Origin of the sequence: Streptomyces sp. SP18BB07 (assembly GCF_036322545.1) — a bacterium.
Classification (GTDB): Bacteria; Actinomycetota; Actinomycetes; order Streptomycetales; family Streptomycetaceae; genus Streptomyces; species Streptomyces deccanensis.
On the sequence record NZ_JAQYWT010000329.1, the window covers coordinates 1 to 24,930 of the forward strand.

A 24,930-nucleotide genomic window follows, 5' to 3' on the forward strand; every position below is an offset into this window, starting at 1 on the left:
CGTCTTCACCGACCGCGACCACCTCGTCGAAGCAGTCCGCAGCGGCCTGCGCCAAATCCAACGACAACCCCACCTGATCGACGGTTGCCTCGCCGAAACAGGCCTCCCGCTTGATGCGACAACTCAACGGAAAGGTCAGTAGGACCTCTAAAAGGATCGGTGACAGCGTTCTTGCCCACCCTGGCGTCGCTTGCCCGGACTCAACGCATCCCGGGCAGGCGACGGAGCTCGTTGACTTTCAGCAACCGGGCAAGAAGGAGGTACGCCAGGGCTGTCGCGAGCGCCCCGGCAGCCAATGCGACGGCTGTAGGCCACGTTCCATCTCCCAGGCCAGCGCACGCACGCGCTGCGGCCCAGCCCAGCCCAGCAGCCGGGCCTGCAGCGCAAAACAGTTTCACGTAGGTGCGGCGCAGGCCGCCGTCGTCGACACGGCTTCCCAGCCGCCTGCGTAGCAGGAACGCGGTGAGCGCGAGGCCGGCCACATAGGAGAGGGTGTAGGCCCCGGCCATGCCCACCACCGCCCAGCGGGCGGGCATCAGCAGATGACAGGCCGTGACCAGGGCGATGTTCACGCCCGCGATCCACGCCGCCATGAAGAACGGCGTGCGCGTGTCCTCGAAGGCGTAGAAGCCGCGCAGCAGAAGGTACTGGGCAGAGAACGGGATAAGCCCGAGCCCGAAGGCCTGAAGCATGTAGCCCAGCGGGCGGACCGAGGCGGCGTCGGCCGCTCCGTGGGCGAACAGCAGCGAGGAAATCTGCGGGCCCAGGGCGAGGAAGAGGAAGGCGGCAGGCACGATGACCACCCCGCTGATCCGCAGCGCCCGGGACAGATCCGCGCGTAGATCCGGGATGCGTCCCTCGGCGACAGCCCGGCTCATGCGCGGCAACAGGGCCGTAACCAGGGACACGGTCACGATCGACTGCGGCAGCATCCAGATGGTCTGCGCGTAGGTGTAGGCCGAGTAGCCCGCGCCAGCCTGGGGCAGTTCCTGGTCGGCGGCGTTGGCGTAGTTCGTGACCACGGTCAGGGCAACCTGGTTGGCCAGGACGAACAGCAGCGTCCACTTCGCCGCGTGGACGCTCTTGCCCAGGCCGGTGCCCCGCCAGTCGAACCGTGGCCGGAACCGGAAACCCGCCGCCCGCGCGAACGGGACCAGAGCCAGGGCCTGCACGGCGATGCCAGCTGTCGTCCCGATCCCCAGCAGCCGCACCTGGCCAGCGGTGATGTCCTCAACCCGGTCGGGCACCGCCATCAGCCCCAGGTAGGCGGCGAACATGCCGACCAGCACCACATTGTTCAGCACCGGCGTCCACATCATTGCGCCGAACTTCTCGCGGGCGTTCAACACCTGCCCGTAGATGCTGAACAGGCCGTAGAAGAAGATCTGCGGAAGCAGGAACCGGGCGAACGTCACCGTCAGCTCGAACGCCTCATGGCTGTCGGGAGTGTCCCGCATGTACAGGCCCACGATCTGCGGCGCCGCCCACACCGCCAGCGCCGTCCCCACGCCCAGCACGCACACCACGAGGGTGACCAGACGCTGCTCGTAGGCCCGCCCGCCGTCGGGCTCCGTCGTCCGGGCCCGCACCAGCTGCGGCACCAGCACAGCATTGAGCGCACCCCCGATCAGCAGCGTGTACAGGCTCGTCGGTACGGTGTTCGCAGTGTTGTACGTACTGGCCAGCAGACCCGTTCCCAGCGCCGCGGCCTGCAGCACCTGACGGATCAGCCCCGTCGCCCGTGACACCACCGTGCCAAGAGCCATCAGCAAAGACGAACGAGCCAGCCCGCCCTTGTCCTTCTTCCGCCGGGCGGCATGCCGCCCCCTCGTCTGCTGCTCCTGCGGCATGGTCTGCGCCGCGGAGTTCGCCCCCTCCACCATGCCGTCAACCTATGCCCCCCAGGCCCCACGGCCCCAATTCGCTTGCCTCGCCTAGCAGTTCAGCGAACCCTCCCCGGCCGTGACCGTGACCACAGGAATACGACAGCAACGGAACAAGTGCTCTGCGCCAGTACGCTGCAGCCCTGCCTGACCATGGCCCCGGCGGGCGTATCCCGCTTCAAGATCACGCCGTGGCCCCCTTTCGGCCTTATCTCGGCGATCCCCCCGGTAGCGGACGTGGCTCTACCTTGCACCGTGGGTCAGAGATTGAAGACCGGGGCCGACGAGGCTGTCGCACACCGCAGCTCGGTCGGCGTCAGCCAGACGGCACAGTCGCTGTGGTGCCCGTCAAAGCGCCCTCTCCTCCAACGCGGGGTGGCCGTAAGGACCGCGTGCTCGTTGCCCGGTCAACGAGCATCACAACCGACCATCAACAAAATTGGCCAGCAGGATCGGTGACGTGCTGGCTTATTGCGCGGTGGCCTCGACGGTGTCCTCCGACTTGCGGTTCAGCTTCGACTTGAGGTCGTTGAACCTCTTCTTGACGTGCGGCGTGGCCTTCGCGGCAACGATGCCCGCCGCGCCTACGGCTGCGACCACCTTGATCACGTTCTCAAGACGCGCTGCGGAAGCTCGGCGTCCCGGCCGAGAAGGGCCGCACCTCGGCCATCCGCCAGCTCGTCCTCCAGGCCCCCGCACCCGTCATCGCCCAAGCACTGGGCTACCACGACAAGAGCACCACCCGCATCGCCACCGAAGCCGGAGCCCCCTGGAAGAACTACGCACCCGGCGACCACACGCGCTGAACGGCCCCCTCGAACTACGCGCCGGGCGAAAGATCACACCGCTCGGCTGCCTTCACCCCACTGTGGTGACCATGCTGAACCGAGTAGCCGTCCTGTCCGATATTCACGGAGTCCTGCCGGCCCTGGAGGCAGTGCTCGCCGAACCAGACGTCAGCGCTGCCGAACGCATAGTGCTGACCGGCGACATCACCGCTGGCCCGCAACCGGCCCAGGTCCTCGACCTGCTGACCAGCCTCGGCGACCGCGTCATCTGGATCAGCGGCAACGCCGACCGCGAACTCCTCGAATACCGCCGGGGGCAACGCGAAACGATCCCCGATCCGATCGCCCCCTGGGCAGCCGAACAGCTCCGCGAGGACCATCTCGACCTTCTCAGCTCGCTTCCACGATCACTCTCCCTGTCCGTGAACGGCCTGGAAAAGGTGCTGTTCTGCCATGCCACCCCTCGCGACGACGAGGAGGTCGTCCTGGTCGACTCCCGCCTCGACCGCTGGGAGGAAGTCTTTGACGGACTCGATGCCGACATTCGCACCGTGGTCTGCGGCCACACCCATATGCCGTTCGTCCGCCTCGCCCACGGCCGACTCGTGATCAACCCTGGCAGCATCGGCATGCCCTACGGACGAACCGGAGCACACTGGGCCCTCCTGGGCCCGGGCGTCGAACTCCGCACCACGCACTTCGACCTCCAAGCCGCAGCCACCCAGCTCGGCCAGGAATCCTCCTACCCCGAAATCACCGAGTGGGCCGACTACTTCCTGCACGCTCGCGCGACCGACGCCGACGCCCTCACAGCCTTCGCCCCACGGGACGGACGCGAACACAGCCCGTGACACCCGCTTCCCATCCACAACAGCGGGCAGCCGAACACCGACTACACGATCAACGACGCCTACCAATCCCGAGGGCCCACACCCTTCCCTGCCCTCCTCGACCAGAAATAGACCTTCGTGGCACAGCGCTGCCTGTCGCCTTGCCGCAGCAAGACGGACGGCTGGTCAGGCGGCCAGGCCCAGGAAGCGGGTCGGGTTCTGGTTCCAGGGGACCACCTTGTGGCGGTAGGCGTCGAAGGCTGTGCTGCGCAGCGAGTGCCGTGAGTGCAGTGCCACCGTCTCGGGTGGGTTGCCGGCTGCCAGGGCCTGTTGGATCCAGCCTCGGCGGAAGCTGTGGCAGGTGATGCGGCGTACCGCGGCGCGGGCAGCGCGGCGGTACGCCCGGACTTGAGGATGGCGTTGGCCTCCGGCACGGCGCCATGTACGACGCGCTGAACCGGGGGAACGTGGACGTGCCCCGGCTGCGGCAGGTGCTGGCCGGCCTGCCTTTGCCGCAGGCCGCGGACCGGCGCCTGGTCCTCGCCATCGACATCAGCCACTGGCTCCGCCCCGACGCGCCGACCAGCCCGGACCGCCTGTTCTGCCACGTCTACGGCCGCAGCGGCCGCTCCTCCGACCAGATGATCCCCGGCTGGCCCTACTCCTTCGTCGCTGCCCCGGAAACGGGCCGAACCTCCTGGTGCCAGCTCCTGGACGCCGTCCGCCTCGGGTGCGAGGACGACGTCGCCGAGGTTACCGCCGCGTGGTCAGAATGAACCGGAACCGTGAGGCGGCAGGCTGTACGCCGTCACTCTCGACTCGGTTGCGCCCAGGCCCCCTGGACCTGGTCGTGCGTGCGACGGCCTACCGGCATGCGGAAGCGGTCGGCCGTCCGGCAGGCCGAGGATGCCCTTCTCCGGCCGTTGCGGTAAGTGCCGCCGGGCACCGCGATCACTCTCCTTGCGGGGACGGCGACTTTGCCCAGGCCTGGGTGAACAGCTCGTGCAGCGGGAGCGGGGAGAGCAGGCGGCAGAACGGGCCGTATATGTCCTTGCCGTTGGAGTTGGGGGCGGCGTACGGAGTGAGTTTGGCCGTCTCCAGGGGGAGGTGTGGGGTCTTGAGGTCGGTCCAGGGGCCCGGGATAAAGGCGGTACGGCCCGCGCGGGGGCGTTTGCCGGTCTCGGTGAGGCCGCTGGTGGCGAGGGCGGACTGCGCGGCCTTGTGGCGGGCCGGGGACCAGGCGTTCCAGCGGCGGATGTTGCGGTCCGTGGGGCGGGCGAGGGTAAGGAGCTGGAGGTAGAGGGCGGCGGCGTCCTCGTCGAGGGAGAGGGCGGTGGCGACCTCGCCGACCAGGGCCGGGACGCTGAGGAGGGGATTAGCTTCGTACGAGCCGGGCGGCACTGGGGTGGTGGCGGCGCGCCGGACCATGCGGGCCAGGCCGCCGTCCGGGGTGTAGAGCTGGGTGACGTCGGGGGTGGAGGCTCGGAGGAAGACGTTGCCGTTCGGGACGGTGACGACGAGGCTGCCGTTGTCGTACACCGACGGGAGGGTGTGACCGCCCGGCTGGTAGGGCCTGCTGCGCAGGTGGAACCGGCCTTCGTACGGCTTGAAGGACGGGTCCGTCGCCACGGACGCAGCGAGGTCCGGGCGGGGGGTCAGGGGGATCAGGTACGTCGGGGAGTCCAGCAGGGTGCGCAGGCCTTCGTACAGATCGGTGGCCCAGGTGACGGACGGGTCGCCCACGGGGCGTTCGGTGAGCGCCCAGGCCAGGGCCGTCGCCGGGACCACGTGCGGCAGGTCGTCGGGGTGTATCCAGGAGCCGGTCGTGCCGTCGGACTCGTCGCGGTGCAGGGAGAAGTGCCCTGAGATGCTGCCCTCGGCCAGTGTGAACCCCTTGTCCTGGGCGGGGATCGCCTGGCCCGTCGCGAGGCGGTGGGCCCAGTCACCGGTGATGCCGAGGTCGGTCTCCAGGCCGTCGGCCAGGTGCTCGTCGACGTACGGGGTCCGCCCGACGCGCCGAGTCCAGGCGTCCGCCATGCGCTCGGCGGCGGCGACCATGCCGTCCTCCGTCCAGAGGCCGGGCAGTTCGGCCGGGTCGTCGGGCAGGCCCGCCGCGAGGACGGCCAGTCTGCCGGAGGATCCGAGGCGGTATTCGCCGTATGCCCAGGCCTGGCTCTGGCTCGCGTTGTACGGCGCCGACCGCAGCAGTTTGTCGTACTCCTTCCCGGCGCCGTAGGGCAGGCCGCCCAGCGTCAGGGCGGCGATGGCCCGCCGTACGCCTGTACGGCGGGAGAACGCCTCCAGCGCGGCGGGCGAGAGGGGCAAGGGGCCCCGCGCCGCGAGGAGTTCGAGCAGTCGGGCGAGACGGGCACAGTCGTCGCGGGTGAGCGTGACGGTCGTGCACCCGGTGGCCTCCGCGGGTGCCGGGTCCGTGGCCCGCTGGACGAAGCGCTCCCCGGCGTCACCCTTGACACCCGGGTCGTCCGGTGGACCGGATGCGATCACCCATCCCTCCGCCCGGTGCGCCGCGAGCGCGGACGCCGGTGCCTGCCCCGTGCGCCAACTGCTGCCGCCCTCTGCGAAGGGCTGTTCGCGCCAGGTCTCCAGCAGGGCCAGCAGACAAGCCCGTTCGGAATCGGCGGTCGTGGACATGAGCGCTCGCCAGGCCACCGCGTCGATCGACCCGAGCAGCACGGTCCAGTCGACGGGCCGGGCCGGAGGCGCGAGACGGCGGGTCTCGTCGTCGATCTCGCCGCGCAGATGGCGGCCGTCGGCGGCCAGAGCGGTGAGCATGGCGGGCTGCGGCTGGGGCCTGGGAGCCTTGTAGTGCACGGGTTCGTCCCGCAGGCCGCGCAGTGCGGATGTCAGCTCCCTGTCCGGTACGGGGTTCTTCAGCGTGACGGCGGGTCCGGACCGCATGACACCGACCCGCCGGGAGAGCTCCTCGCGGCGGCGCCGCACGTCGGCGGCCAGGCGGACCGCGCGCAGCACGCCGTCACGGAGGTCGGGGTCCGTCAACGCCGGCATTACCTCCAGCAGTACGTCGGTGAGGCCGCCGGCCGGGGCGTCGAGGAGACGGCGTACGGTCCCGTCGTCGACCGCACGCAGCGCGGCCGAGGCCGCCGGGTCCCGGGGGACGAGGAAGTGCCAGTACGCGGGCGGGGGGAACGGCATGGGTCCGGCGGCGGCCGACGGCTTGTGCCACGGGTGCTTGGGGTCCGGAAAACCGCGGACCTCCCACAGCAGCGAACCGTCCTCGACCGCGGCGCATCGGACGTTGATCTGCTCCGCCAGCACGCCGTCCTCGCCGCCCTCGGGCAGCCGCAGGATGCCCCACGGGTCCTGACCCTGCCGTGAGACCCGGTAGGCCGCCTCGCGCCCGTCGATTCCCTCCAGGACGAACCGGTCGGGTGCGTTGTTCCGGTACTTCGTATGGAACAGCACCCGGAAACCGACCAGGGGGCCGGCCTGTCCCAGCGGGGACTCGGGGGCGCCCGGCGGCATGGGGGCCAGGGAGAGAGTTTCCTTGAAGACCGCAGTGCCCGGGGGCAGGGTGCCCGTGCCGGGGAAGTCCGGCAGGGTGGTGTCCTCGGTGCGGACGCCGGTGGTCGGGTCGACGCGGGCCCATATGTCCCCGTACACCTCGGCGCTCCACACCCGCTTGCCGTCCGACATCTGTAGTTCGTGGTTGTCGATGCCCTCGCGGCCGCCGGGGCGCAGCACCCGCTCGCCGTCGTGCCGGCCGTCGCCGTCGGCGGTCTCGAACTGGAAGCCGAGCCCGCCGTCGATGGAGCCGCCGTACGGCACCATGCCGCCGACGTTCTCCGGCTCGAAGACCTCGTCAGGGGCGTCCGCCCAGAACGCGCGGTCACTGAAGTACGGGTTCGCGTTCGTCGTCCAGCCGACCAGGAACTTCCCGCCCACGTAGTGCACGGTGTGCAGGGTCGCGTCGTCCGGGACGCGGAAGGTGCAGGAGGCGCGGCGGCCGGCGTGGTCGACGGCGATGGCCCGGTCGCGGGAGTACAGCGTCAGCACCGGCCAGGTGCAGGTCACGGCCGTGACCTCGGCGAGGGGCAGTTCGGTGAGGGCCTCCTCCAGCGCGGGCCAGCCCAGTTCCTCCGGCAGCCCGGCCCGCAGGGCGCGGGCCAGCGGGCCGGACAGGTCGAGGGAGGCCAGGGCCTCCTCGATGCCGCCCAGCGCGGTGACGGTGGGGCGGTCCAGGAGGGTGGCGAGCTCGTCGACCGCCTCGTGCGCGGCGCCGAGCCCGCCGCCGCGCAGGGCGTCGAGCAGGCTGTTGATCCGGGCCAGGACCTCGGCGGCGATGCCCTCGTTGCCCGGCAGCCGGCTGATCGCCGTACCGCCTCCACCTCCGCCCCGTTCACGGCTGTGCAGGCCTTCATGGACCGTGCCCTCCAAGCGGCGGCCGAAGACCGGATGCGCGGCTACCGCCTTCAGATCGCGGCGCGAGCGGTCGCCCCAGAACTGCAGCAGGACCGTCTCGCCCGGGTCGTGCACCTCGATGCCCTCGGCCAGGCAGGCGTCCAACAGATCCGCGTCGATATCGGTGTGGTGCCGCCACTTCGTCTCGTGCAGCCGCACTGGCTCGCCCGCCGCGCGCAGGCGCGGGGCGAACAGCGCCAGCAGTTCGAACAGCTCGGGCGGCATGGGCTGGCGGGAGACGCCGCCGTACGGAACCTGGCGGTACGCGTACTCTCGGGCGAAACGGCTCAGCCAAGCGCTCAGCCCGCCGTCCGGGGTGATGCGCCCCGCCGCCACCGACTCGGCCGCTCCGCAGCGCAGCAGCAGACGCACCCAGGGGGCGGAGTCCGCCCGCGTCGGCGGAAACAGGTCCAGCAGCACCGCGTGCACGGCGTCATCCTGCGGATGCTCTGCCATCACGGCCGCCGCCGCGTCCAGCAGGGCGTTCGGCACTGCCTTGCCGTGTGCCCCGCGCAGCGCCACGCCCAGCAGCCGGGCCTCCTCGTCCGTGCCCAGCCCGGCGGCCCGGGCAGAGGAACGGATCAACTTGGCCAGGTCGGCGGGGAGGTCCCCAGGAGAGGCCGCCCAGGCCTCCAGCAGCCGTACGGTCTCCTGGTGCGCCCGCTCCGGCGGCAACGTTGCCGCCAGTCGGCGCTGGTGGGTCGTCAACTCCTTGGCGGGCAGCGCACCGGCCCGCGCGAACAGCAGCACGTTCTCTCGGAGCCGGTCCGTGTCCACGGGCAGCGCGTGGTCCCGCTCGGCCTTCCGGGCGAGAGCGTAGGCGCGGCTCGCCTGCTTGGGGAACGAAAGGCTCATGCGGTGGGCGACGGAGTCCCAGAACGGCGGCAGGTGCGCCGGGGGCAACCGCCGTGCCCGCCAGGTCATGTCGTCCAGAAACCGGCCCGGCTTCTCGTGCGTCCGGAACAGGCCAGACTCGGCCGCCTCCATCAACTCGCGCGCGGCCGGCTCGGCGCCCGCGTCATGGGCGAGGACCCAGTCGACGTACGGCACCAGGGAGTTGGGCTTCGCAGGCAGCGTGACGGTCATGCGGAAGATCGTGACACGCGCCACTGACAGTCAGGCATGATCCGCCCCCAGATGCCTGGCCGCCCTCGATATCCCGCTGTACATGAGGATGCCCACACCACTTCGCGCAGCCGTAGATCAACATGCAGGTAGCCGAACGACCGGGCAGCCGCTCCTCGGGCTATGCCGCATGCGGCGGGAGCCGTTGATACATTCACCCGTCGTGCGATCAAGTGAGTACGACCTCGACTTCCGTGACCGGGCCAGCCGGACCCGAGCCTGGGGCGTCGGCCTGCTGGTCGTGGCCGGGCTGCTGTGGAGCTGGTGCACCCTGCTGCTCCTGACCCCGTACGAGGTGGACCGCAAGCCCGACGACCGGTACCCCGTGGAATGCGAGTCGCGGCTGATGCCGGAGCGCGGCACGGCCAACGAGCCTCTGAGCCGCAGCGGCTACTGCCAGAACGAACGCGACTGGCCGGAGGCCGTGGCCGTGCTGGGACTGTCCGTGCCGGTGTCCGTGGCCGGAGCGGTCCTGTTCACCAGCGGCAGCGTCAGCCGGCGGATGAGCGCCCATGCCGAGGCGATGCGCGAACTGGACGGGCTCGCCGACGAGCGCGAGGCACGATCCTCCCGGGCGCGGTGACGCCCGGGAGGATCGAGACACACCCCCGCGCGAGGGCGCTCACCCGAGCGCGACCCCACAGCCCGACGGAAGCGCTGACGGCCCGTCCGCAGCCGTGTGCCCCCTCGGTCAAGCGGGCAGGCCCAGAAGGCGGGTCTGGTTCTGACTCCATGGGAGCAGCTTGCTGCGGTAGGCGTCGAAGGCTGTGGAGCGCAGGGAATGCCGGGAGTGCACAGCGACCGTCTCGGCAGGGCTGCCGGCGGCCAGGGCCTGCTGGATCCAGCCGCGGCGCATGCTGTGACCGGTGATACGGCGGACGGCGGCGCGGGCTGTGCGCCGGGCAGTGCGCCAGGCCTTGAGGACGGCATTGGCCTCCTCGGCGGCCGCGTGCGCCTCCGCCTTGGCCTGGGCCGCGGCGGCGCGCTCTTCCGGGGTGGGGACCGGGGTGAGCTGGGCGGCGCGGGCGGCGGTCTTGATGACGGTGTCGGCGGTGATGCCGCCGCAGCGGCGGTCGTCCTTGGGCGGGCGGCCGGCGGCCTTGGCGCAGATGTTGCCGTGGCGGTCGATGCGGCGCAGCAGCGGGCCGGGGGTGATCTGGCCGTCGTCGGTGAGGACGTCGAGCCATTTGCGCAGGGCGTGGATGGGGCACGGTTCCTGGTCGGCGGGGGCCAGGATGCGCACCACCGCGCGCGGCCTGGTCGGCCTTGGACCGGCGGATCTTGATGATCAGGGCCTGGTGGGACCGCTCTGGAAGGCGGCGGGGCCGTTGCGCGTGTTGCTGGACACTTCGGCGGGGCCGGCGTCCGCGGAGCCGGGCTATGGGCGGGCCTGGGCCATGAGTTTGCTGAGCTCCGCCACCGCCTGGTCGCGCTCGACCCCGTCCAGGTCCTCCAGCAGGGTCTCGACCCGGCTCTGCCAGACGGCCTCGTGCCGCACCCGGAGCCGCTCCACACCTGGTCGGTGCCCGGCAAGGTCGACGCCCTCGATGGCGTCAGCCGCTGCGGTAGGGAGCAGCCCAGCGCCGCGTGGGACCACCTCGCCTCGGACGTCCCCTGAGCCGGTCCCCGCCCCGTCTCCCGGCCTTCTCCGCCGCGTTGGGTACGTCCTGCTTGCTTTGGGGGCTCACCCCGACCTAATATCGTCATCGTGACGATAATCGCCCAATGGTCCCCGTTCCCTGCAGGCATTGACTCCAGGGGCTTCGAGTCCCTCCACGGACTCGAAGCGCACAAGTGCGTGGCCCGCGGTCCCGCCGTCCACCTCAATGCGCTGCCCGCGGCCGTTCCGGGCTGTGGGGCCCACGGCCAGGTTGGGATCGGCGACGGCCTCAGCACGGAGAAGTGATCATGTTCGAAATGCCGGTAAATCCCTTTGAGCTCTCCGAAGAAGCGCTGAGCCGAATATCTGCCGATGACTCATGGACCCCGATCGAATCGGAGATCCCAAAGGCCAACGCCAAGGTGATTCGCCATTTCCTCACCCCGGCCGAAGTGGAGGCATTCGCGACCGAACTGGCCGCCCAGCGCTTTGCCCCGGTGGGCCGAGACGGCATTGCCGCCAACTATGCAGAGGGAGATCCGGTCGCTCATCTCCGCGCCACGGCCGAATCCGCATCCCTGGCGGCAGAATTCTACCGCAGGCTGCGGACGCTTCTATCGCTTGAAGTGGGGTCGGACGATCCGACGGATTCGGACGGAAGGCCCTGGAGGCCGGCGGCCGTCAATCCGCGTATGCGCTTCATCACGTACGAACACGGCGGATTCATTGTCCCGCACTACGATTCGCCCTATTTCGCCCCAGACGGAAAACGCACTCTTCTGACGGTCGTCGTCTACCTGTCGTATGAGGCCGTGGGCGGAGAAACGCGGTTCATCGCCGATAAGCAGAACGATCTTCCCTTTGCGCAACGTGACTTCTCTGACTGGCCGCGGCTCGCGAAGCCTGAGGAAATAGTGAGTGCCCACCGCCCCGAACCGGGCGATGCGCTCCTCTTCTGGCATCGGACGCTTCACGACTCGGCCCCGCTTCTTGAGGGTACGAAGACAATACTCAGAACCGACGTGCTCTACGAGCCCGTAGATGTGCCTTGAGCAGCGGCAAGGCCACCGTCGCGTTGTCCCTCACCCCGGAGACCGACGTCCGGCACGCCGTGATCGCCCACCTCCGAGCCGGGCGGCATCGGGCCCTGCCCGCGGCCGGACATCGAATCCACTCGCACCGAACGGCAGGGAGAGCAGCATGACCAACGGGAGGATCCACACCGACTGGGTGGAGACGGTGTCTCAGGACGGCCTGCACCTGATGCAGACGCGCTTGGAGGTGAGAGTTCCTACGTCTGAGGGTCGCAAGTTCATCACCTGCGGTCTGGCCCGGAAGACGTACGTGGTGAAAGACGGTATTGCCTGTCGGGTTTCGTCCTACGCACTCGGCCGCGACCTGGGCAGCCCGGGCAACTACGACTTCGAGATCGTTTCTGCGACGGGGGGCCCTCCGATCCGGAGGTTCTTCAACCGGGACGGCGTGCCGGCCGAGAAACTCGAGGGCGCTCTGTTCGACGCGCATGAGGGGCTTGACGATGGCGAGTACATCGTCCGGATCGCGGCGGGAATGACGACCAGCTGGGACAGCGGGACGGGACAGAGCATCGAGCTCCATGTCCCTTGCCACGAGCTCGCATTCCTCGTGGTGGGGTCCGCACCGCGGGAGGTGCGCGCGAGTACCGGCGGCCCGTGGGCGGCGCGGCCCTCCGTGGAGATCCCCGTGGTCGATTGGTGCGATCAGCCCACGGCGGAGGCGGCATGGGAGGCCTACCTGAACGGCAGCAGAATCAGTCTGGATGCCTACGGGATCTTCTCCCCGCAGCATCTGATGAGGAATCAACGGAGTACCGCTCTGAAGATTCTCCGGAGCGAGGGCTACGCCATACCGCGAACCCCGGAACCCGCCGAGACGCCTGGGACCTGGCGCCGCTGGGGTGGAGCATGGATGCCGGCCGATGTGCTCGCGGCCCTTCACACCGTGCCGGCCGACACCGCGCAACGTGCGTGGTATCAGGGAGCGAAGGAATCCCTGGACATCGCATGGGATATGCACCGCCTGTGGACCACCGACGTGTTCTGACCGGGCCCGCGCTGCGTCCATGACCACCGTGGCGGGCCGTCGGCAGTCACCCGGCACCGAGGTGCCGAGTACCGGCCGCGGCCCGGTCCGCCTCCGGCCTGACTCGCAGGTGACATCGGCCCAGGTGGTGAAGGCGCGGGCCTTGCGTTCCTAGAGGTCGGCGAGCAGTACCAGGTCGGGTTCGGTGCGCTGCTGGTAAGCCCGGAAGAGGTCTCCGAGCTCGATGAGGGCGTGACATTAAGGATGTCGCGTTCGGAGTGTCAATGGGCCGACTGCATAACGGTCTCAACGGCTGACGACCCGCGCGGGGCCCACCGTGCGGGCATGGTCGGGCGTATGACATCCCCGTTGCGGCCGCTTTGCCCATGCCCTGGCCGGAGTTGAGAGGGAGGGAGCGCGGGATGGGCGGCGCGGACATGGCTGCGCCGGCCAGGGACGGCAACACTCCCGAGGTCGCCAAGACGGTCCCGATGCGGAGTCGGGTCACGCAGGTTCTTCTCTTCGGCCTTCTTGGGGTCGCTCGCGAACTGGCCGACGAGCTCGTTGGAGGAGGCGAAGAACAGCTCGCCGGTGACCCGGTAGACCACCGTCTTGCCGTCCGGGCCGACCACTGCGGTGACCTCGGCGAGGTGGGCGACGCGCTTGGCGAAGATCACCATGGCGGTGATGGAGCCAGCGACGCCGCAGGCTTGCTGTGCTCGCAGCAGAGGCAGACGACACTGCGAGGCGGAAACCGGTCACGAAGACGAGGTCCCTACCGAGTGGGTAGGGACCTCGTGTCTGCTACTCCCGTGGCCAACGCTCAAGAGGCGGCTGGCCGACCACGCGAAGCAGGCGTCGTACGAAGACGATGCCGTTCAGTGCCGTACTGCGGGAACTTTGAGTCGCCCTGGTACGAGCTGCTGCCTGTTACGTCCCCCGGCAGCCGTACACCGGATTGGATCCGTAGAACGGCGCGTCACCGAATGCGAACACGCCGCCGTCGCAGCCGTTCAGCCAGTATCCCGAGGCTGTCGGCGTCGGTGAAATGCTTGTGATCCGGCCATTGAGTGGTTTTCCTGCCATGGAGCCGTAGAACTTGGCGTCGCCGAACGCGAAAACACCGCCGTCCGCAGCAGCCAGCCAATACCCCTTGCCTGAAGGCGTCATCTGAATGTCAACCACGGGTGCGTTGAGGGGTTTGCCGCCCACCGAGCCGTAGAAGCCGGCGTCGCCGAACGCGAACACGCCGCCGTCCGCCGCAGCCAGCCAATACCCCTTGCCGCTCGGGGTCGGGGCCATGCCTACCACGGGTGCGTTGAGAGGTTTGCCGCCCACCGAGCCGTAGAAGCCGGCGTCGCCGAACGCGAACACGCCGCCGTCCGCCGCAGCCAGCCAATACCCCCGGTCGTCCGGCGTGCGAGCCATCCCGATGACGTTGTTGACCTTGATGCCGAGTCCTGGCAGGGATCCGTAGAACGGCGCGGCTCCGTAGGAGAACACGCCTCCGTCGCTGGCGACCTGCCAGTACCCGGCGGCCGTGGAAAGGGGTACCAGCCGTTTGGCAGTCGGAAGTGCTGCGATTCGGAGACTTGAGGTACGACTGGCGACTCCGCCGCGTCCATCGCGGACGGTTACGGTCCAGGAGTAGCCGAGGCCAGGGTCAAGGCTGTGTGGGGGGATTTGCCATGTTCCGGAAACCCACCCGGACGAGAGGTCGGCGCCGTTGCCGGTCAAGCGGTAGCTGTACTGCAGTGAGTCAGCATCGGGGTCGGAGGCCGCGGCGGACAGGGTCGGCCGAATGTTGGGATACGTGCTGCCCGGAGCAGGGTTTACGCCGCTCAGTGTCGGCGCACGGTTGCCCAGACTCAAGGTCCGGGTGACGCTGGCGCTGGCGCCTGCGTTGTCGGTGACCTTGAGGGTCACCGGTGCGGAAGTGGTCCTGGACCCCATGGAGACGACGGGCGTCTTCCCGACTCCGAGCGATTTCCCGTTGCTCGACCACTGGTAGGAGCTGATGGTCCCGTCGGGGTCGCGAGTTCCGCTGCCATCCAGGCGTACCTGATTTCCGGGCCCGTTCAGACGACTGTAGGTGAACGCCGCCACGGGGCTGGCGTTTCCTGGACGGGGGGTGGGCACGGAGCTGAGTGCGGGAAAGCTGAACCTCGGGGGCGGGGTCTTCCCACACGGCCCGAAGTAGCTCTGATTGGGCACCCGCAGGTCCAGGTCATGCGTCACCGGATTGGCTGATGTGCTCAGCCCCTTGCCGACGTTGGCCGCTCCGACAAGCCCCCTTACGTTGACGCAGCTGGCGTCGTAATCCACGGCAGTTCCGATAATCCGCCCGTTCTTCCAGACACGGAATCCATGGCTGGGGAACCTGTCCGTGCGGTGAACGAGCACCATCTCGTCGCGGCTGCGAAACGAGACATCGAGCTTCGCGTCGATCGCGGGAGCGCCCACAACCAGGGGATTCTTCGTGGACGTCCACAGCTGGACGCCGCCACTCGTCGCCTTCACGCCGCCGTCTTTCGTGACGTGGCCGGAGTAACGGCAGATAGCGTCGTACGCATACGTCGGACCGTAAGTGACCTCGGTGGCAACATCCGCCCACCGGGATCCGTCATAGGTGAAGTCGTAGGAAACGAGGACCTTGTATTCGCCGTCAAAGCCGACATGGTTGTTTCCGTTATAGGAAGCCATCTGGCCGATGTAACCGAAGCACGCTTTGGACGGCTGCGGCCCGTCCACTCCCTCCTGGGGAATCCAGGCGGCGAGCTCCACCCGGTAGCGGTCGATCGTCGCGGCCTGCGCCGGCAGGGACGCAGTACCGGCCAAGCAGATCACGACCGCAACACCTACTGCGAACCACCGCTTCAGCCACGGTGGCGCGACTCTTCCGCTCTTTGCGACTTCGGGCATGAAGATCTTCCCCCCATCACGCACCCCGCAAGGCGCGCAAACCCCACCCCGGATAGCCGTCGCGGAGACAATGCATCAGACTCCGCAACCGGCAGAGACCACGAGATTAGAGCGCGAGAGGGCAAAATATGCGACTTCTCAGCATTTCGGGACGGCTGGGGCCAGTGTCTGCTATCTTCGCGCGCGGTCACAGCACTAGGCGTGCCCTAACCGCTGTGCCGATGTAGAGGCCGAACCCGTACGCAGGGGGCCTAGGATCCAGTAGCCGCATGCGAGTTCCTGCGGCCTGACGTCCAGGAATCCTGGAACCCGCGCGCCTTCGGTTGCGGGGTGACGGAGGGCGTTCAGTAGGTCGGTGAGGAGGGATCCGGTGAAGGTGGTACCTCGGTGGTCAATGCTGGCGCCGGGAGTCAGGCCGGCCAGGTAGGCATCGCGGTCGGCGTCGGCCAGGTGGGCGATGCACGCGGTGCGGCCGGGGACGTGGATGCCACGGCAACCAACGGGGTCGGCAGCAGGGTCTGCACCGTGTGCGCAGTGCGGCCAAGTTGGCCATTCAGATGTGCTCATGGTGCGGCGGCTCCACCGGTGTCAGGTGCCCGTATGGACGCGCTGGGGACGGGAACGGTTCAGGCCCGACGACGACGGGCAGCGTCGGGGGCGGCTCTCACGTTGCGAACGTGCCGTACGTGCCTGAACAACCCGTAGATATCTGTCAGGCACGGTGCACTGAGAGACACATGCCTCACCTGCCTGTCGCCCGTTTCGACACCCGAGATACCGCACGCGGCTGCGGAGCCGCCGTGCTGATCGGTGACATCCCGGCGGACATCGAAGGCACCCCGCAAACGGATGCGCGTGATCGTTGTGGCCCGGGACGCAGCGACGAAGCCGCCCTCCTCAGTGGCCGAAGGATCCCAGGAGCGCGCCAACGCAGGCCCCAGCGAGCAGGAACGGGCCCATCGGGTGGGCCGTCTTGCGTCCGGCACGGCGAGCGACGATGAGGCTGAGCCCGTACAGCGAAAAGGACAGGAACCCGGCGAAGGTGCCGACGATCAGGATGTCCCACCCGAACCAGCCAGTGACGGCACCGACGGTCAGGGCGAGTTTCACGTCTCCGAAGCCGAATCCCGTGGGGTTCATCAGGAACAGCACGAGGCAGAAGGCGCCGAGCGCGAGGGAGCCGAGCAGCGCGGTCTTCCAGCTGCCGCGGGCACCGGGCGTCAGCGCCGCCACCCCGAGCAGACTGAGCGTGATCACGACGAGCGGCAGGGTGACGGCATCGGGCAACCGCTCCACTGCGAAGTCCACGACGGCGAGCAACACGGCGACCGGGGCTATCAGCAGCCAGACCATCAGTTCGGGGCGGGCACCGGTGCCGGCCGCCAGGACCGCGCAGACCGCGGCAGTGCCGGCGACGAGGACGGGCGTGCTGGGGCCGTAAGAGGCGCAGTCGGCGCAGCGGGTCCGGCCCAGCCATCCGTTCCCGGCGCCGGCGAAGGGATGTCCGGCGGGACACGCTGCCTGCCACGGTTCCTCGGGCTGCACGGAAAGCCTGTACGCGGCGCGCGGTATGAGCAGGCCGGTGCCGGCACCCCACAGGACCGCCGCAACGGTGATCCAGAACGTTTCCACCGGATGGAGCTTAATAAGCAGCCCGGTGTTGTCGAGCGGTGGTCAACGGCCCAGATGGCGGCGGTTCGAGTCGTGCATCCGACGCACCGATGACTGCTTGTCGGGGTCACCGAGGATCGCTGCTGCGATACGCCGCCACGAGAGCCCGTGGGTGTCACGCAGTAGGACGACCTGGACTGCGGAGCGCCTCTGCAGCAGTCCCGCCAGCCGAGCCGTGAACACCGCGGCCTGCAGCGCGCTCTCCGGCGATGCTCACGTCGTCGGGGTCGCCGAGGGCCTCCAGCGAGTAGGCGAGCTTGTCGCCCTCGGTAGGCGTCGCCAGGTAGCCCTGGGGGTCGTCGCCCTTCGGGTCCCAAGTGATCTCTGCGGTGTGGCCGGATGGCGGGCCTTACGAGCTTGGCCCGAAGGCGATCACCGCCAGGTCCGGGATCAGGGTTTCCAGGTGCGCAGAAGGGAGGCGATCCGCTCAGCGGTGCAGCGAGGGTTGTTGAGCTCGTGGGCGAGTGCCGTGAGCTGTTCGCGGGTGGGGTCGACGGCAATGTTGCTGGCCTCGAGGTACATGACAGCGACGGCGCAGGCGACGGTGAGGTTGGAGCGTTCCAGCCAGCGGCAGCGGCCCAGGGTGTGGACCAGGGCGGCGGCGCGGGCGTAGGCGCCGTCGTAGACGGCCGTGTCGAGGAGTTCGCCGCGGTGGCGGGCGACGGCGGCGATGGGTACGCCGTAGTCGTCGGCGGCCGGGTCGCGGTGCCCGGCCCGTTCTGCGACTTCGAGGATCCAGGATTCGTCGACGTGCAGGATCACGCGGCGGCGCCCGGCTGCTGGTCGTATGGGGCGTAGAGCTGTTGCTCCAGGTCGTCGAGGAACGTGCCGTGCTCTTCGATGAGCCGCTGGGCTGCCGCCATGCCGGCGGCGCGGGCGCCGGTGGTGTCCTCGATGATGAGCCGTTCCACGTACTTGTTGAAGTCCAACGAACGGGAGCGGGCGGCGGCCTTGCCGGCCTCCAGCACGCTCTCCTCCAGCCTGACCTGCGTCTGCTTCTTCATGGAAGTCACTCACCCATGGTAGCAGGGTGGTAGTAGGTCAGGTCGGACGCGAGAGCGGTTCGCCGTGGGCGCTGCCACTCCAGGCGGACACCGGCTGGCCCTCGAGCCCGTTCCGGCCTGCGCCCCGCTGGCACACCGGCCCTCCCGGCTTCCTGCAAGCCGGCTTTTGAACCCCAGGCCAGACGACTGCGGCGAGGCGGCTCAGCTGTGGTAGCGGATGTAGCCGTCGCCGTCGGGGTCGGAAGTCCGGAAAAGCTGCGCGATGGCGTCCGCCGGCGCACTGCGTCACCACCGTGAGCGGCGCGGCCGTCGGCCCGGAGAGGTATCCCTGGGCCTGCAGCGCGGTCGCGGCGAGGACCTCGCGCACGCCCGGGGTGTCCATGACGGTGTCGCGCACGACCTGGTCGTGGGCGGTGAGCTCGCGGAGGTCGGTGCTGAGGGGCCGGTGATGGACGCGATCGACCTGCTGGGGCGGTACCTGGAGCAGCCGCTGAAGGAGGGCGCGTTCTTCGACCCGGCCGAGACGGTGCCCCTGGACGGGGTGGTCCCCGAGCAGTGGCGGGCGGCGGTCGTCGACGACAAGGGCCGGGTCGAGCGCATCCCCTACGAGCTGTGCGTGCTCGTCGCGCTGCGGGACGCGCTGCGCCGGCGGGAGATCTGGGTGGTGGGCGCGAACCGGTGGCGCAACCCGGAGGACGACCTGCCCGCCGACTTCGAGGACAACCGGGACGTGCACTACGCGGCCCTGGGCCAGCCGCAGGACGCCAGCGAGTTCATCACCGCGCTCCAGGGCAGGCTGCGGACCTCTTTGGACCGCTTCGACCGCGTTCATCTCCCGGTAGTTCCAGACACTCTCATTCGCTGGGCGGTCCCGATGGGGCCGCCCAACACTGTGTGCGGGCTGCTTCGTTACCTCCGACGGTTGCGAGTTCTCTCAGCCGGAGGGGGAGTGGATCTGTTCTTCGTCAGCCGGGCGCGTACAGGAACGGCCCGAGTTGTACGGCAGGGTCGGGGAGGAGGCCGCGCGCCTACCGCTGCCCGGAGACTCACGTCGGTCGGTTACTACGTCACCGCGTACAGGATGCCGTTCAGGCTGCTGACGTAGACCACTCCGTCGGCGACGGCCGGCGTCGAATACACGGAGCTGCCCGTGCGGAATTTCCACTGCTGCTTGCCGGTACCGGCGTCCACCGCGTACAGGCTGCCGTCATGACTGCCCACGTAGACCGTCCCGTAGGCGACGACCGGTGCGCTCACGGATTTGCCGACGCGGAACTTCCATCGCTGCTTGCCGGTGCCGACGTCCACGGCATACAGGTTGCCGTCCCCGCTGCCCACGTAAGCGATTCCGTCGACGACGGCCGGCGCGCTCACGCCTTTGTTGGCAGAGAATCTCCATCGCTGCTTGCCGGTCACGGCGTCCAGGGCGTACAGGTTGTAGTCCTGGCTGCTGACGTAGACCACGCCGTCGACGACGACCGGGGATTCAACCACGTAGTTACGGGCGGCGAATTTCCACTGCTGCTTGCCGGTGCCGACATCCACCGCGTAGACCGTGCCGTCCAGACAGCCGGCGTAGACCACCCCATCGACGACGGTCGGTGCCGCGTCGGCCGAGCTGCGGGTGGTGAATTTCCACCGCTGCTCGCCGGTACCGGCGTCGACCGCGTACACATGGCCGTTTTCGTAGTCGTTGCGTCCCCCTGGGCCGAGGCGGTACACCACTCCGCCCCCACCGCCGACGTACACAACGCCGTCGACCACGGTCGGCGACGAGCTTCCGTGCTTGCCGGTGGGGAATTTCCACCGCTCATTGCCGGTGCCGACGTCCACCGCGTACAGATTGCCGTCCGCACTGCTTTCGTAGACCGTCCCGTCGGCGACGGCCGGCCCCGAGCTCACGCCGGCACTGTTGGCCAACGTCCACACCTTTCCACCGGCAGGGAACGTCCACCGCTCTCCCCCGGTGGCGGTGTCCAGCGCGTACAGGTTGTTGGAGTCGCTGCCGATGTAGACGACGCCACCGGCGACGGTCGGCGACGCGTACAGCAGGTCGCCCGTGGCGAACTTCCACCGCTCCACGCCGGACGGGGCAGTGGGAGTGGGCGTGGGGGATGAGCTGGGTCTTCGGCTGGAATCGGGCTGAGCCCCGGGCTCTCTTCCGGACGAGTCGCCGTCGCTGAACTTCCAGCCGGCGAAGCCCAGTCCCGCGACAGCGGCCCCGCCGAGGCCGAGCAGGGCCCGCCGACGGGTCGGGCCGGCCGGGAGCGCGGCCGGGCCGCCACCGGTTATTACCGCCTCCGGACTCTTGGGCGAGGGCTCGGCTTCGGCTGTCTCGGCTTCGGACGTCTCCGCTTCGGGCGTCTCGGTCAGTGCCGGAGCCGAGGTGGGAGCCGGTACAGGAGCGGGGTCGGGCTGCCGTACCGGTACCAGTGCTGGTGCTGGTGCTGGTGCTGGTGCTGGTGCTGGTGGGACCGTTGGCCCGTGCGTGGTGGTGCGTGAGTGCAGGGTCGCGGCGACCGGTGCGGGGAGCCAGCCGGGCTGGGTGGGTGTGTGGGTGACGGCCTCTCCGGCAGCCTCAGCCTCCTCTGCCGCCCCTGCCTCCTCTGCGGCAGCCTCCGCCAGCTGTTCCAGCAGCGTCGCCACCGTCGGGCGCCGGTCGGGTTGCTTGGCCAGGCAGCGGGCCACCACGGGCCGCAGAACGGGCGGGAGTTGGTGCAGGTCGGGTTCCTCGTAGACGACGCGGAAGCTCAGGGCATGCCCCGAGCCGGTCCCGAACGGCCCCGATCCCGTTGCGGTGAATGCCAGCACCGCCCCGAGGGAGAAGACATCGCTGGCGGGCCCGATCGGCTTACCGGTCAACTGCTCGGGGGACATGAACCCCGGCGTGCCCACCACCATGCCGGTTCGGGTCAACGCGCTGGCCTCGTGAGCCACCGAGATCCCGAAATCGATCACCCGTGGTCCATCCGCCGCGAGGAGGATGTTCGACGGTTTGAGATCCCGGTGGACCACATCGGCCGCGTGGATCGCCTCCAGCGCCTCGGCGAGGCCGGCGCCGAGCGCCAGCACCGGGCCCTGCGGCCAGGGCCCGTGCGCGGTCACGGCATCGCCCAACGCGACGCCCGGCACATACGCCGTCGCAAGCCATGCCGGCGACCCGTCCGGATCGGCGTCCACCACACCGGCGGTGAACACCCCATTGACTCGTCGGGCGGCGGCCACCTCCCGGGCGAACCGGCGCCGGAACTCGCCGTCCTCGGCCAGTTCGGAGCGCACCACCTTCACCGCCACCGCCCGGCCGCCGGGCGAGCGCCCCAGATACACCCGGCCCATTCCGCCCGCACCCAGCCGCGCCACGATCCGGTACCGCCCGACCTGCTCCGGATCCCCCGCTTCCAGCGCCTCGAACGCCTCCACCCGCAACCCCCCTGCCCTGCCCCACGCCCCGGGCCCTGTCGAAGATCCCACATCATCCCCGACTCGCCCGTCCCCCGCACCACCGTCAGCCGCTGTCGTCACCCCGGCACTCGAACCACACCGTCTTTCCGCCCCCGGCCTCCGGCCACACGCCCCACTTGGCGACCATCGCATCGAGCAGGACGAGCCCGCGTCCGCCCTCCGACTCCCACGACAACTCGGCCGGGACGACGGGCAGTTGGGGCGAGTCATCCGCGACCTCCACCCGCACCCCCACCGACTGCCGCAGCAACAGCCACTCGCAGCGCCGGTCCGGGACATGGCGTACGACATTGGAGAACACTTCCTCAGCGCGTACATCCAGTTCATTCCGGCGAGCCGTGATCCGCTCCAGCTCCCGCATCCCCGCATCCTCCCCGTGCTCTCCCGGCGCACCAGCACGGTCACGGATCGTAGGAGCGGCGCCGCGGCAAGCGCAGCAGAACCCGAGAACGGCTCCGACCCACAGGTCAGACGATCTTCACCGTGGGCACCCGCCGACGACCAGCACGAGTAACGACCTCGCCCCTCACACCAGACCCGTGACCAGCAACTTCACGATGCACACCGCTCAGTGTGCGCCGGCCACAGGAGCCCGCAACTGTGAGCCCACTGGCCTACAGCGGTTCGCTGCCGTTCCGCCGCACGGTTCGCGGCGCTCGGCACCGTGCCCTCCGGCAGGTCGACCGCGCGGCTTCAGATCCCTGTCGGGACGCTGTTCAGCGAGCATGCCGGGAACCTAGCAGACACCCCAACTGACCTGCGAAAACTCGGGAGTTAGTTCGGTCAACAGGCCTGACAGTCAATCCGCACCCGAGATAATGCACGCTGGAGAGCAGAACTGGGCGTCGCTGCGGGCGGTGGCTCGCAACGGCTTCCAGCAGTGCGCGCAGCGGCGCACGCGCCCGGCCATGTCTTCACCGTACGCCCGGCTGGTAAGAACGCCTCCGAGGTGATCAGCGGCGGCTTAAGAGAGCGTGTCCTGCGTGGTGAGGCGGGCGTTGACCCGGTATGGGGCGGTGAACGTGGAGCTGGATTGTGCCGGACGGCTTATGGGAGATCGCGAGGCCGCTGATCCCGGAGCAACGGACACGGCCGCAGGGCGGCGGAACAGCGAATACCCCTGAAGAGACGCTGTTCGCAGCGATCATCTACGTCCTGGTCACCGGCTGTGCCTGGGGCCTTGCCGCCCTGCTTCGGCGTCTCGAAGTCCACCGCGCACCGCCGTTTTCTGATCTGGTCCAGAGCCGGTGGTCGCGAGCCATGGAGGGAGCAGGGGAGTTCGACTGCGAGAGTGCGCCCCTGATACGCAACCACGCGCCCTTACCGGGCGCGCTGACCAGTGCTGCAGTGGAGGCGGTACATCGCTCACCGGGCGCCAGGAGACAGCGATCATGCGCGACACGTTACCCAGGAAGAGCGCGAAATGGCGGGTGATCAGCGTGATCCTCGGAGGCGTGCTCGCCGCGCTGGCCATGCCGAACCCGGCCTACGCGGACCATCTCACCTCACTCCGCAGCGCGGCCGCCGACTCGCCGAAGTGCGTCGTGCCGAGGGACGGCGACGCAGTCAACGGCGCGCCGTTGGTTCTGGCCGACTGCTACAGCGATCCGGCGGCGTCCTTCAGCTGGTTCGGAAACAACGACCGCTCCGTGCGCAACGCCGTCGACTGGCCGGACACGAAGTGCGTGGGCCTGGCCGACAGGGGAAGCACTGTGAACGGCACGGCGCTGGTCCTCTGGGACTGCCATCTGAACCCCGACCAGCGGTGGCAGTTCCAACGCCTGGCCAACGGCGCCTACGCATGGGTCAACGGGCCGTCCCGCAAATGCGTGGGGCTGGCCAACAAGGGAAGCACCGCGAACGGCACCCCGTTGGTTCTGTGGGACTGCCATCTGAATCCCGATCAGCGGTGGAGGCTGGACGCCCGGCCGTATGTCTACGGCCTGACCGAAGTCGGGAACATCTGACGTGAGGCCGCCCTCGCCTCGCTCCCGGGCAACACGCGTCAGGCGGCCATGACCTCGCCGACGCAGGCGACGGCTCCCACGGCCCCTCCGTAGCCGGGGACGGCCAGCAGCGGCCACGGCGGGACGCGGTCTGCGGTTGTGCCTGGCGGGCTCTGCCGCCTTGCTTCGGGATACCGAAGTCGACCGCGCACCGTCGGTTCCTGATCTGGTCGCGGGCCGGGGTGTGGGGCCGGCTGCATGAAGCGGTGCTGCACCGACTCGATGACGCCGGTCTCATCGACGTCTCGCGCGTTGTCCTCGACTCCGCTCACGTGCGGGCTAAAACGGCGGCAAGATCAACTTCGAGGGTGACGTTCAGCGGGCGCGCGCTCGACTTCGCTGACGCGGGGTTCACGTGGATGTCGACGTCGACTTTGACCGTGCGACGTTCAACGACACCGTCGCGATTGCTTGGGGCGCTCTTACCCCACCGCCGGGGCCCCGACCTCACCGCGAGCGAGAGGTTGACGTCAACCGGCTGCACGAGGTCCCCATACGGTCCCATTCAGCCGACGGCGGGCGGGCCGCGCGGCGCTGCTGTGGCCGCCGGGCCGCCTACAGGAAGCCGTCGAATTTGGTGTCGCTGTCGTCCGAGGCTTCGGCAGCGCGGATAACGTCCGCTGTAGCCTCTGTATTGGTGAAGTCTGCCCCTCGGAGTTGGGCGCTACTGAACTCTGTCCCAAAGAGGCGGGCATTGGTGAATTCAGCCCCCTGAAGTTGTGCGCCGGTGAAGTTAGTCCAGCTCAGGCGGGCATTGCTGAAGTCGACCCCCGCGAGTTTGGCGTTGGTGAGATCAGCATCTTCGAGCAGAGCACCAGCGAGCTTTGCCGGATTCAGCCATGAGCCGATCAGCAGATCTCCGCGTGTGTCGAACCTGTAACCGGTGGCTCTTAGCCGGGTGTGCAAGGTCTCGGGAGGAGACGTTGCACACCAAGGCCGAGTCTCGTTCTCAGAGAGTTGAGCTTGAACGAGGTTTGCTCCCTGGAGTTGGGCATCGGTTACTGACCTTTCCGTTGAGTTGTCGCATCAAGCGGGAGGCCTGTTTCGGCGAGGCAACCGTCGATCAGGTGGGGTTGTCGTTGGATTTGGCGCAGGCCGCTGCGGACTGCTTCGACGAGGTGGTCGCGGTCGGTGAAGA

The 24,930-nt window shown here is 69.0% G+C and carries 20 protein-coding genes and 4 pseudogenes; 10 read left to right on the forward strand and 14 right to left on the reverse strand.

Features of this window, described 5'->3' with window-relative positions; all coding sequences use genetic code 11:
- Positions 1-200 precede the first annotated feature (200 nt).
- Both murJ and PUR53_RS25505 read right to left on the reverse strand, forming a co-directional pair.
- Positions 201-1,883 carry a murein biosynthesis integral membrane protein MurJ gene (gene murJ / locus PUR53_RS25500; RefSeq protein ID WP_329909746.1) on the reverse strand — a complete coding sequence of 561 codons (1,683 nt, stop codon included), beginning with the start codon at positions 1,881-1,883 and terminating at the stop codon, positions 201-203.
- 468 nt (positions 1,884-2,351) lie between these two features.
- Positions 2,352-2,483: a hypothetical protein gene (locus PUR53_RS25505; RefSeq protein WP_260421920.1), complete on the reverse strand. Its 132-nt coding sequence runs from the start codon at positions 2,481-2,483 to the stop codon at positions 2,352-2,354.
- Between the two features lie 277 nt (positions 2,484-2,760).
- Here PUR53_RS25505 and PUR53_RS25510 point away from each other — a divergent pair, with 277 nt between their 5' ends.
- Positions 2,761-3,522 carry a metallophosphoesterase family protein gene (locus PUR53_RS25510; RefSeq protein ID WP_329909748.1) on the forward strand — a complete coding sequence of 254 codons (762 nt, stop codon included), beginning with the start codon at positions 2,761-2,763 and terminating at the stop codon, positions 3,520-3,522.
- A gap of 410 nt (positions 3,523-3,932) precedes the next feature.
- Positions 3,933-4,265: pseudogene (locus PUR53_RS25515) on the forward strand (transposase); the annotation flags it as partial.
- 187 nt (positions 4,266-4,452) lie between these two features.
- Here PUR53_RS25515 and PUR53_RS25520 read toward each other — a convergent pair.
- Positions 4,453-9,027 carry a hypothetical protein gene (locus PUR53_RS25520; protein WP_329909749.1) on the reverse strand — a complete coding sequence of 1,525 codons (4,575 nt, stop codon included), beginning with the start codon at positions 9,025-9,027 and terminating at the stop codon, positions 4,453-4,455.
- Between the two features lie 202 nt (positions 9,028-9,229).
- On the opposite strand from PUR53_RS25520, the gene PUR53_RS25525 reads away from it, so the two are divergent.
- On the forward strand, positions 9,230-9,649 hold the full coding sequence (locus PUR53_RS25525) for a hypothetical protein (RefSeq protein ID WP_329909750.1): 420 nt from the start codon (positions 9,230-9,232) through the stop codon (positions 9,647-9,649).
- A gap of 108 nt (positions 9,650-9,757) precedes the next feature.
- Here the strand turns inward: PUR53_RS25525 and PUR53_RS25530 are convergent, their stop codons facing one another.
- Complete coding sequence (locus tag PUR53_RS25530; protein WP_329909751.1) at positions 9,758-10,312, reverse strand: hypothetical protein; 555 nt, start codon at positions 10,310-10,312, stop codon at positions 9,758-9,760.
- 132 nt (positions 10,313-10,444) lie between these two features.
- Entirely contained in the window at positions 10,445-10,579 is a 135-nt protein-coding gene (locus PUR53_RS25535; RefSeq protein WP_267885389.1) for a hypothetical protein, read from the reverse strand.
- A 395-nt stretch (positions 10,580-10,974) separates the two neighbouring features.
- Between PUR53_RS25535 and PUR53_RS25540 the strand changes: the two genes are divergently transcribed.
- Together PUR53_RS25540 and PUR53_RS25545 are read left to right on the forward strand one after the other, a co-directional pair.
- Positions 10,975-11,718, forward strand: a complete 744-nt coding sequence (locus tag PUR53_RS25540) for a 2OG-Fe(II) oxygenase (RefSeq protein WP_329909752.1) — start codon at positions 10,975-10,977, stop codon at positions 11,716-11,718.
- Between the two features lie 148 nt (positions 11,719-11,866).
- Positions 11,867-12,748 carry a hypothetical protein gene (locus tag PUR53_RS25545; protein ID WP_329909753.1) on the forward strand — a complete coding sequence of 294 codons (882 nt, stop codon included), beginning with the start codon at positions 11,867-11,869 and terminating at the stop codon, positions 12,746-12,748.
- 506 nt (positions 12,749-13,254) lie between these two features.
- On the opposite strand, the pseudogene PUR53_RS25550 reads toward PUR53_RS25545, so the two are convergent.
- From PUR53_RS25550 to PUR53_RS48280, 6 genes and pseudogenes are all read right to left on the reverse strand, one after another.
- A pseudogene (locus tag PUR53_RS25550) lies at positions 13,255-13,428 on the reverse strand (SulP family inorganic anion transporter); the annotation flags it as partial.
- 229 nt (positions 13,429-13,657) lie between these two features.
- Positions 13,658-15,649 (reverse strand): PKD domain-containing protein, encoded by a 1,992-nt coding sequence (locus PUR53_RS25555; protein ID WP_329909755.1) that lies wholly within the window; start codon positions 15,647-15,649, stop codon positions 13,658-13,660.
- An 897-nt stretch (positions 15,650-16,546) separates the two neighbouring features.
- Positions 16,547-17,281 (reverse strand): prepilin peptidase, encoded by a 735-nt coding sequence (locus PUR53_RS25560; RefSeq protein WP_329909756.1) that lies wholly within the window; start codon positions 17,279-17,281, stop codon positions 16,547-16,549.
- Between the two features lie 429 nt (positions 17,282-17,710).
- Positions 17,711-18,082 carry a fic family toxin-antitoxin system, toxin component gene (locus PUR53_RS25565; RefSeq protein WP_329909757.1) on the reverse strand — a complete coding sequence of 124 codons (372 nt, stop codon included), beginning with the start codon at positions 18,080-18,082 and terminating at the stop codon, positions 17,711-17,713.
- Positions 18,079-18,324 carry a hypothetical protein gene (locus tag PUR53_RS25570; RefSeq protein WP_329909765.1) on the reverse strand — a complete coding sequence of 82 codons (246 nt, stop codon included), beginning with the start codon at positions 18,322-18,324 and terminating at the stop codon, positions 18,079-18,081. Before PUR53_RS25570 ends, PUR53_RS25565 begins: the two co-directional genes overlap by 4 nt.
- A gap of 37 nt (positions 18,325-18,361) precedes the next feature.
- The gene (locus PUR53_RS48280) at positions 18,362-18,706 is read right to left on the reverse strand and encodes a hypothetical protein (RefSeq protein ID WP_443080355.1); all 345 of its coding nucleotides are present in this window, start codon (positions 18,704-18,706) and stop codon (positions 18,362-18,364) included.
- Here PUR53_RS48280 and PUR53_RS25575 point away from each other — a divergent pair.
- Positions 18,587-19,429, forward strand: a complete 843-nt coding sequence (locus PUR53_RS25575) for a hypothetical protein (RefSeq protein WP_329909758.1) — start codon at positions 18,587-18,589, stop codon at positions 19,427-19,429. The genes PUR53_RS48280 and PUR53_RS25575 overlap by 120 nt on opposite strands.
- On the opposite strand, the gene PUR53_RS25580 is transcribed toward PUR53_RS25575, so the two are convergent.
- Positions 19,387-21,744 (reverse strand): outer membrane protein assembly factor BamB family protein, encoded by a 2,358-nt coding sequence (locus PUR53_RS25580; protein ID WP_329909759.1) that lies wholly within the window; start codon positions 21,742-21,744, stop codon positions 19,387-19,389. The two genes, PUR53_RS25575 and PUR53_RS25580, sit on opposite strands and share 43 nt — an antisense overlap.
- Positions 21,745-21,829: 85 nt before the next feature.
- The gene (locus tag PUR53_RS25585; protein ID WP_329909760.1) at positions 21,830-22,147 is read right to left on the reverse strand and encodes an ATP-binding protein; all 318 of its coding nucleotides are present in this window, start codon (positions 22,145-22,147) and stop codon (positions 21,830-21,832) included.
- Between the two features lie 671 nt (positions 22,148-22,818).
- Here PUR53_RS25585 and PUR53_RS25590 point away from each other — a divergent pair.
- From PUR53_RS25590 to PUR53_RS25600, 3 genes and pseudogenes are all read left to right on the forward strand, one after another.
- A pseudogene (locus tag PUR53_RS25590) lies at positions 22,819-23,035 on the forward strand (transposase); the annotation flags it as partial.
- 142 nt (positions 23,036-23,177) lie between these two features.
- Positions 23,178-23,753: an RICIN domain-containing protein gene (locus PUR53_RS25595; RefSeq protein WP_329909761.1), complete on the forward strand. Its 576-nt coding sequence runs from the start codon at positions 23,178-23,180 to the stop codon at positions 23,751-23,753.
- A 128-nt stretch (positions 23,754-23,881) separates the two neighbouring features.
- A pseudogene (locus PUR53_RS25600) lies at positions 23,882-24,094 on the forward strand (transposase); the annotation flags it as partial.
- Between the two features lie 253 nt (positions 24,095-24,347).
- Here PUR53_RS25600 and PUR53_RS25605 read toward each other — a convergent pair.
- Entirely contained in the window at positions 24,348-24,698 is a 351-nt protein-coding gene (locus PUR53_RS25605; protein WP_329909763.1) for a pentapeptide repeat-containing protein, read from the reverse strand.
- 17 nt (positions 24,699-24,715) lie between these two features.
- Here PUR53_RS25605 and PUR53_RS25610 point away from each other — a divergent pair.
- Positions 24,716-24,930, forward strand: a 215-nt coding sequence (locus tag PUR53_RS25610; protein WP_329909764.1) for a hypothetical protein, incomplete at its 3' end; no start/stop codon positions are given.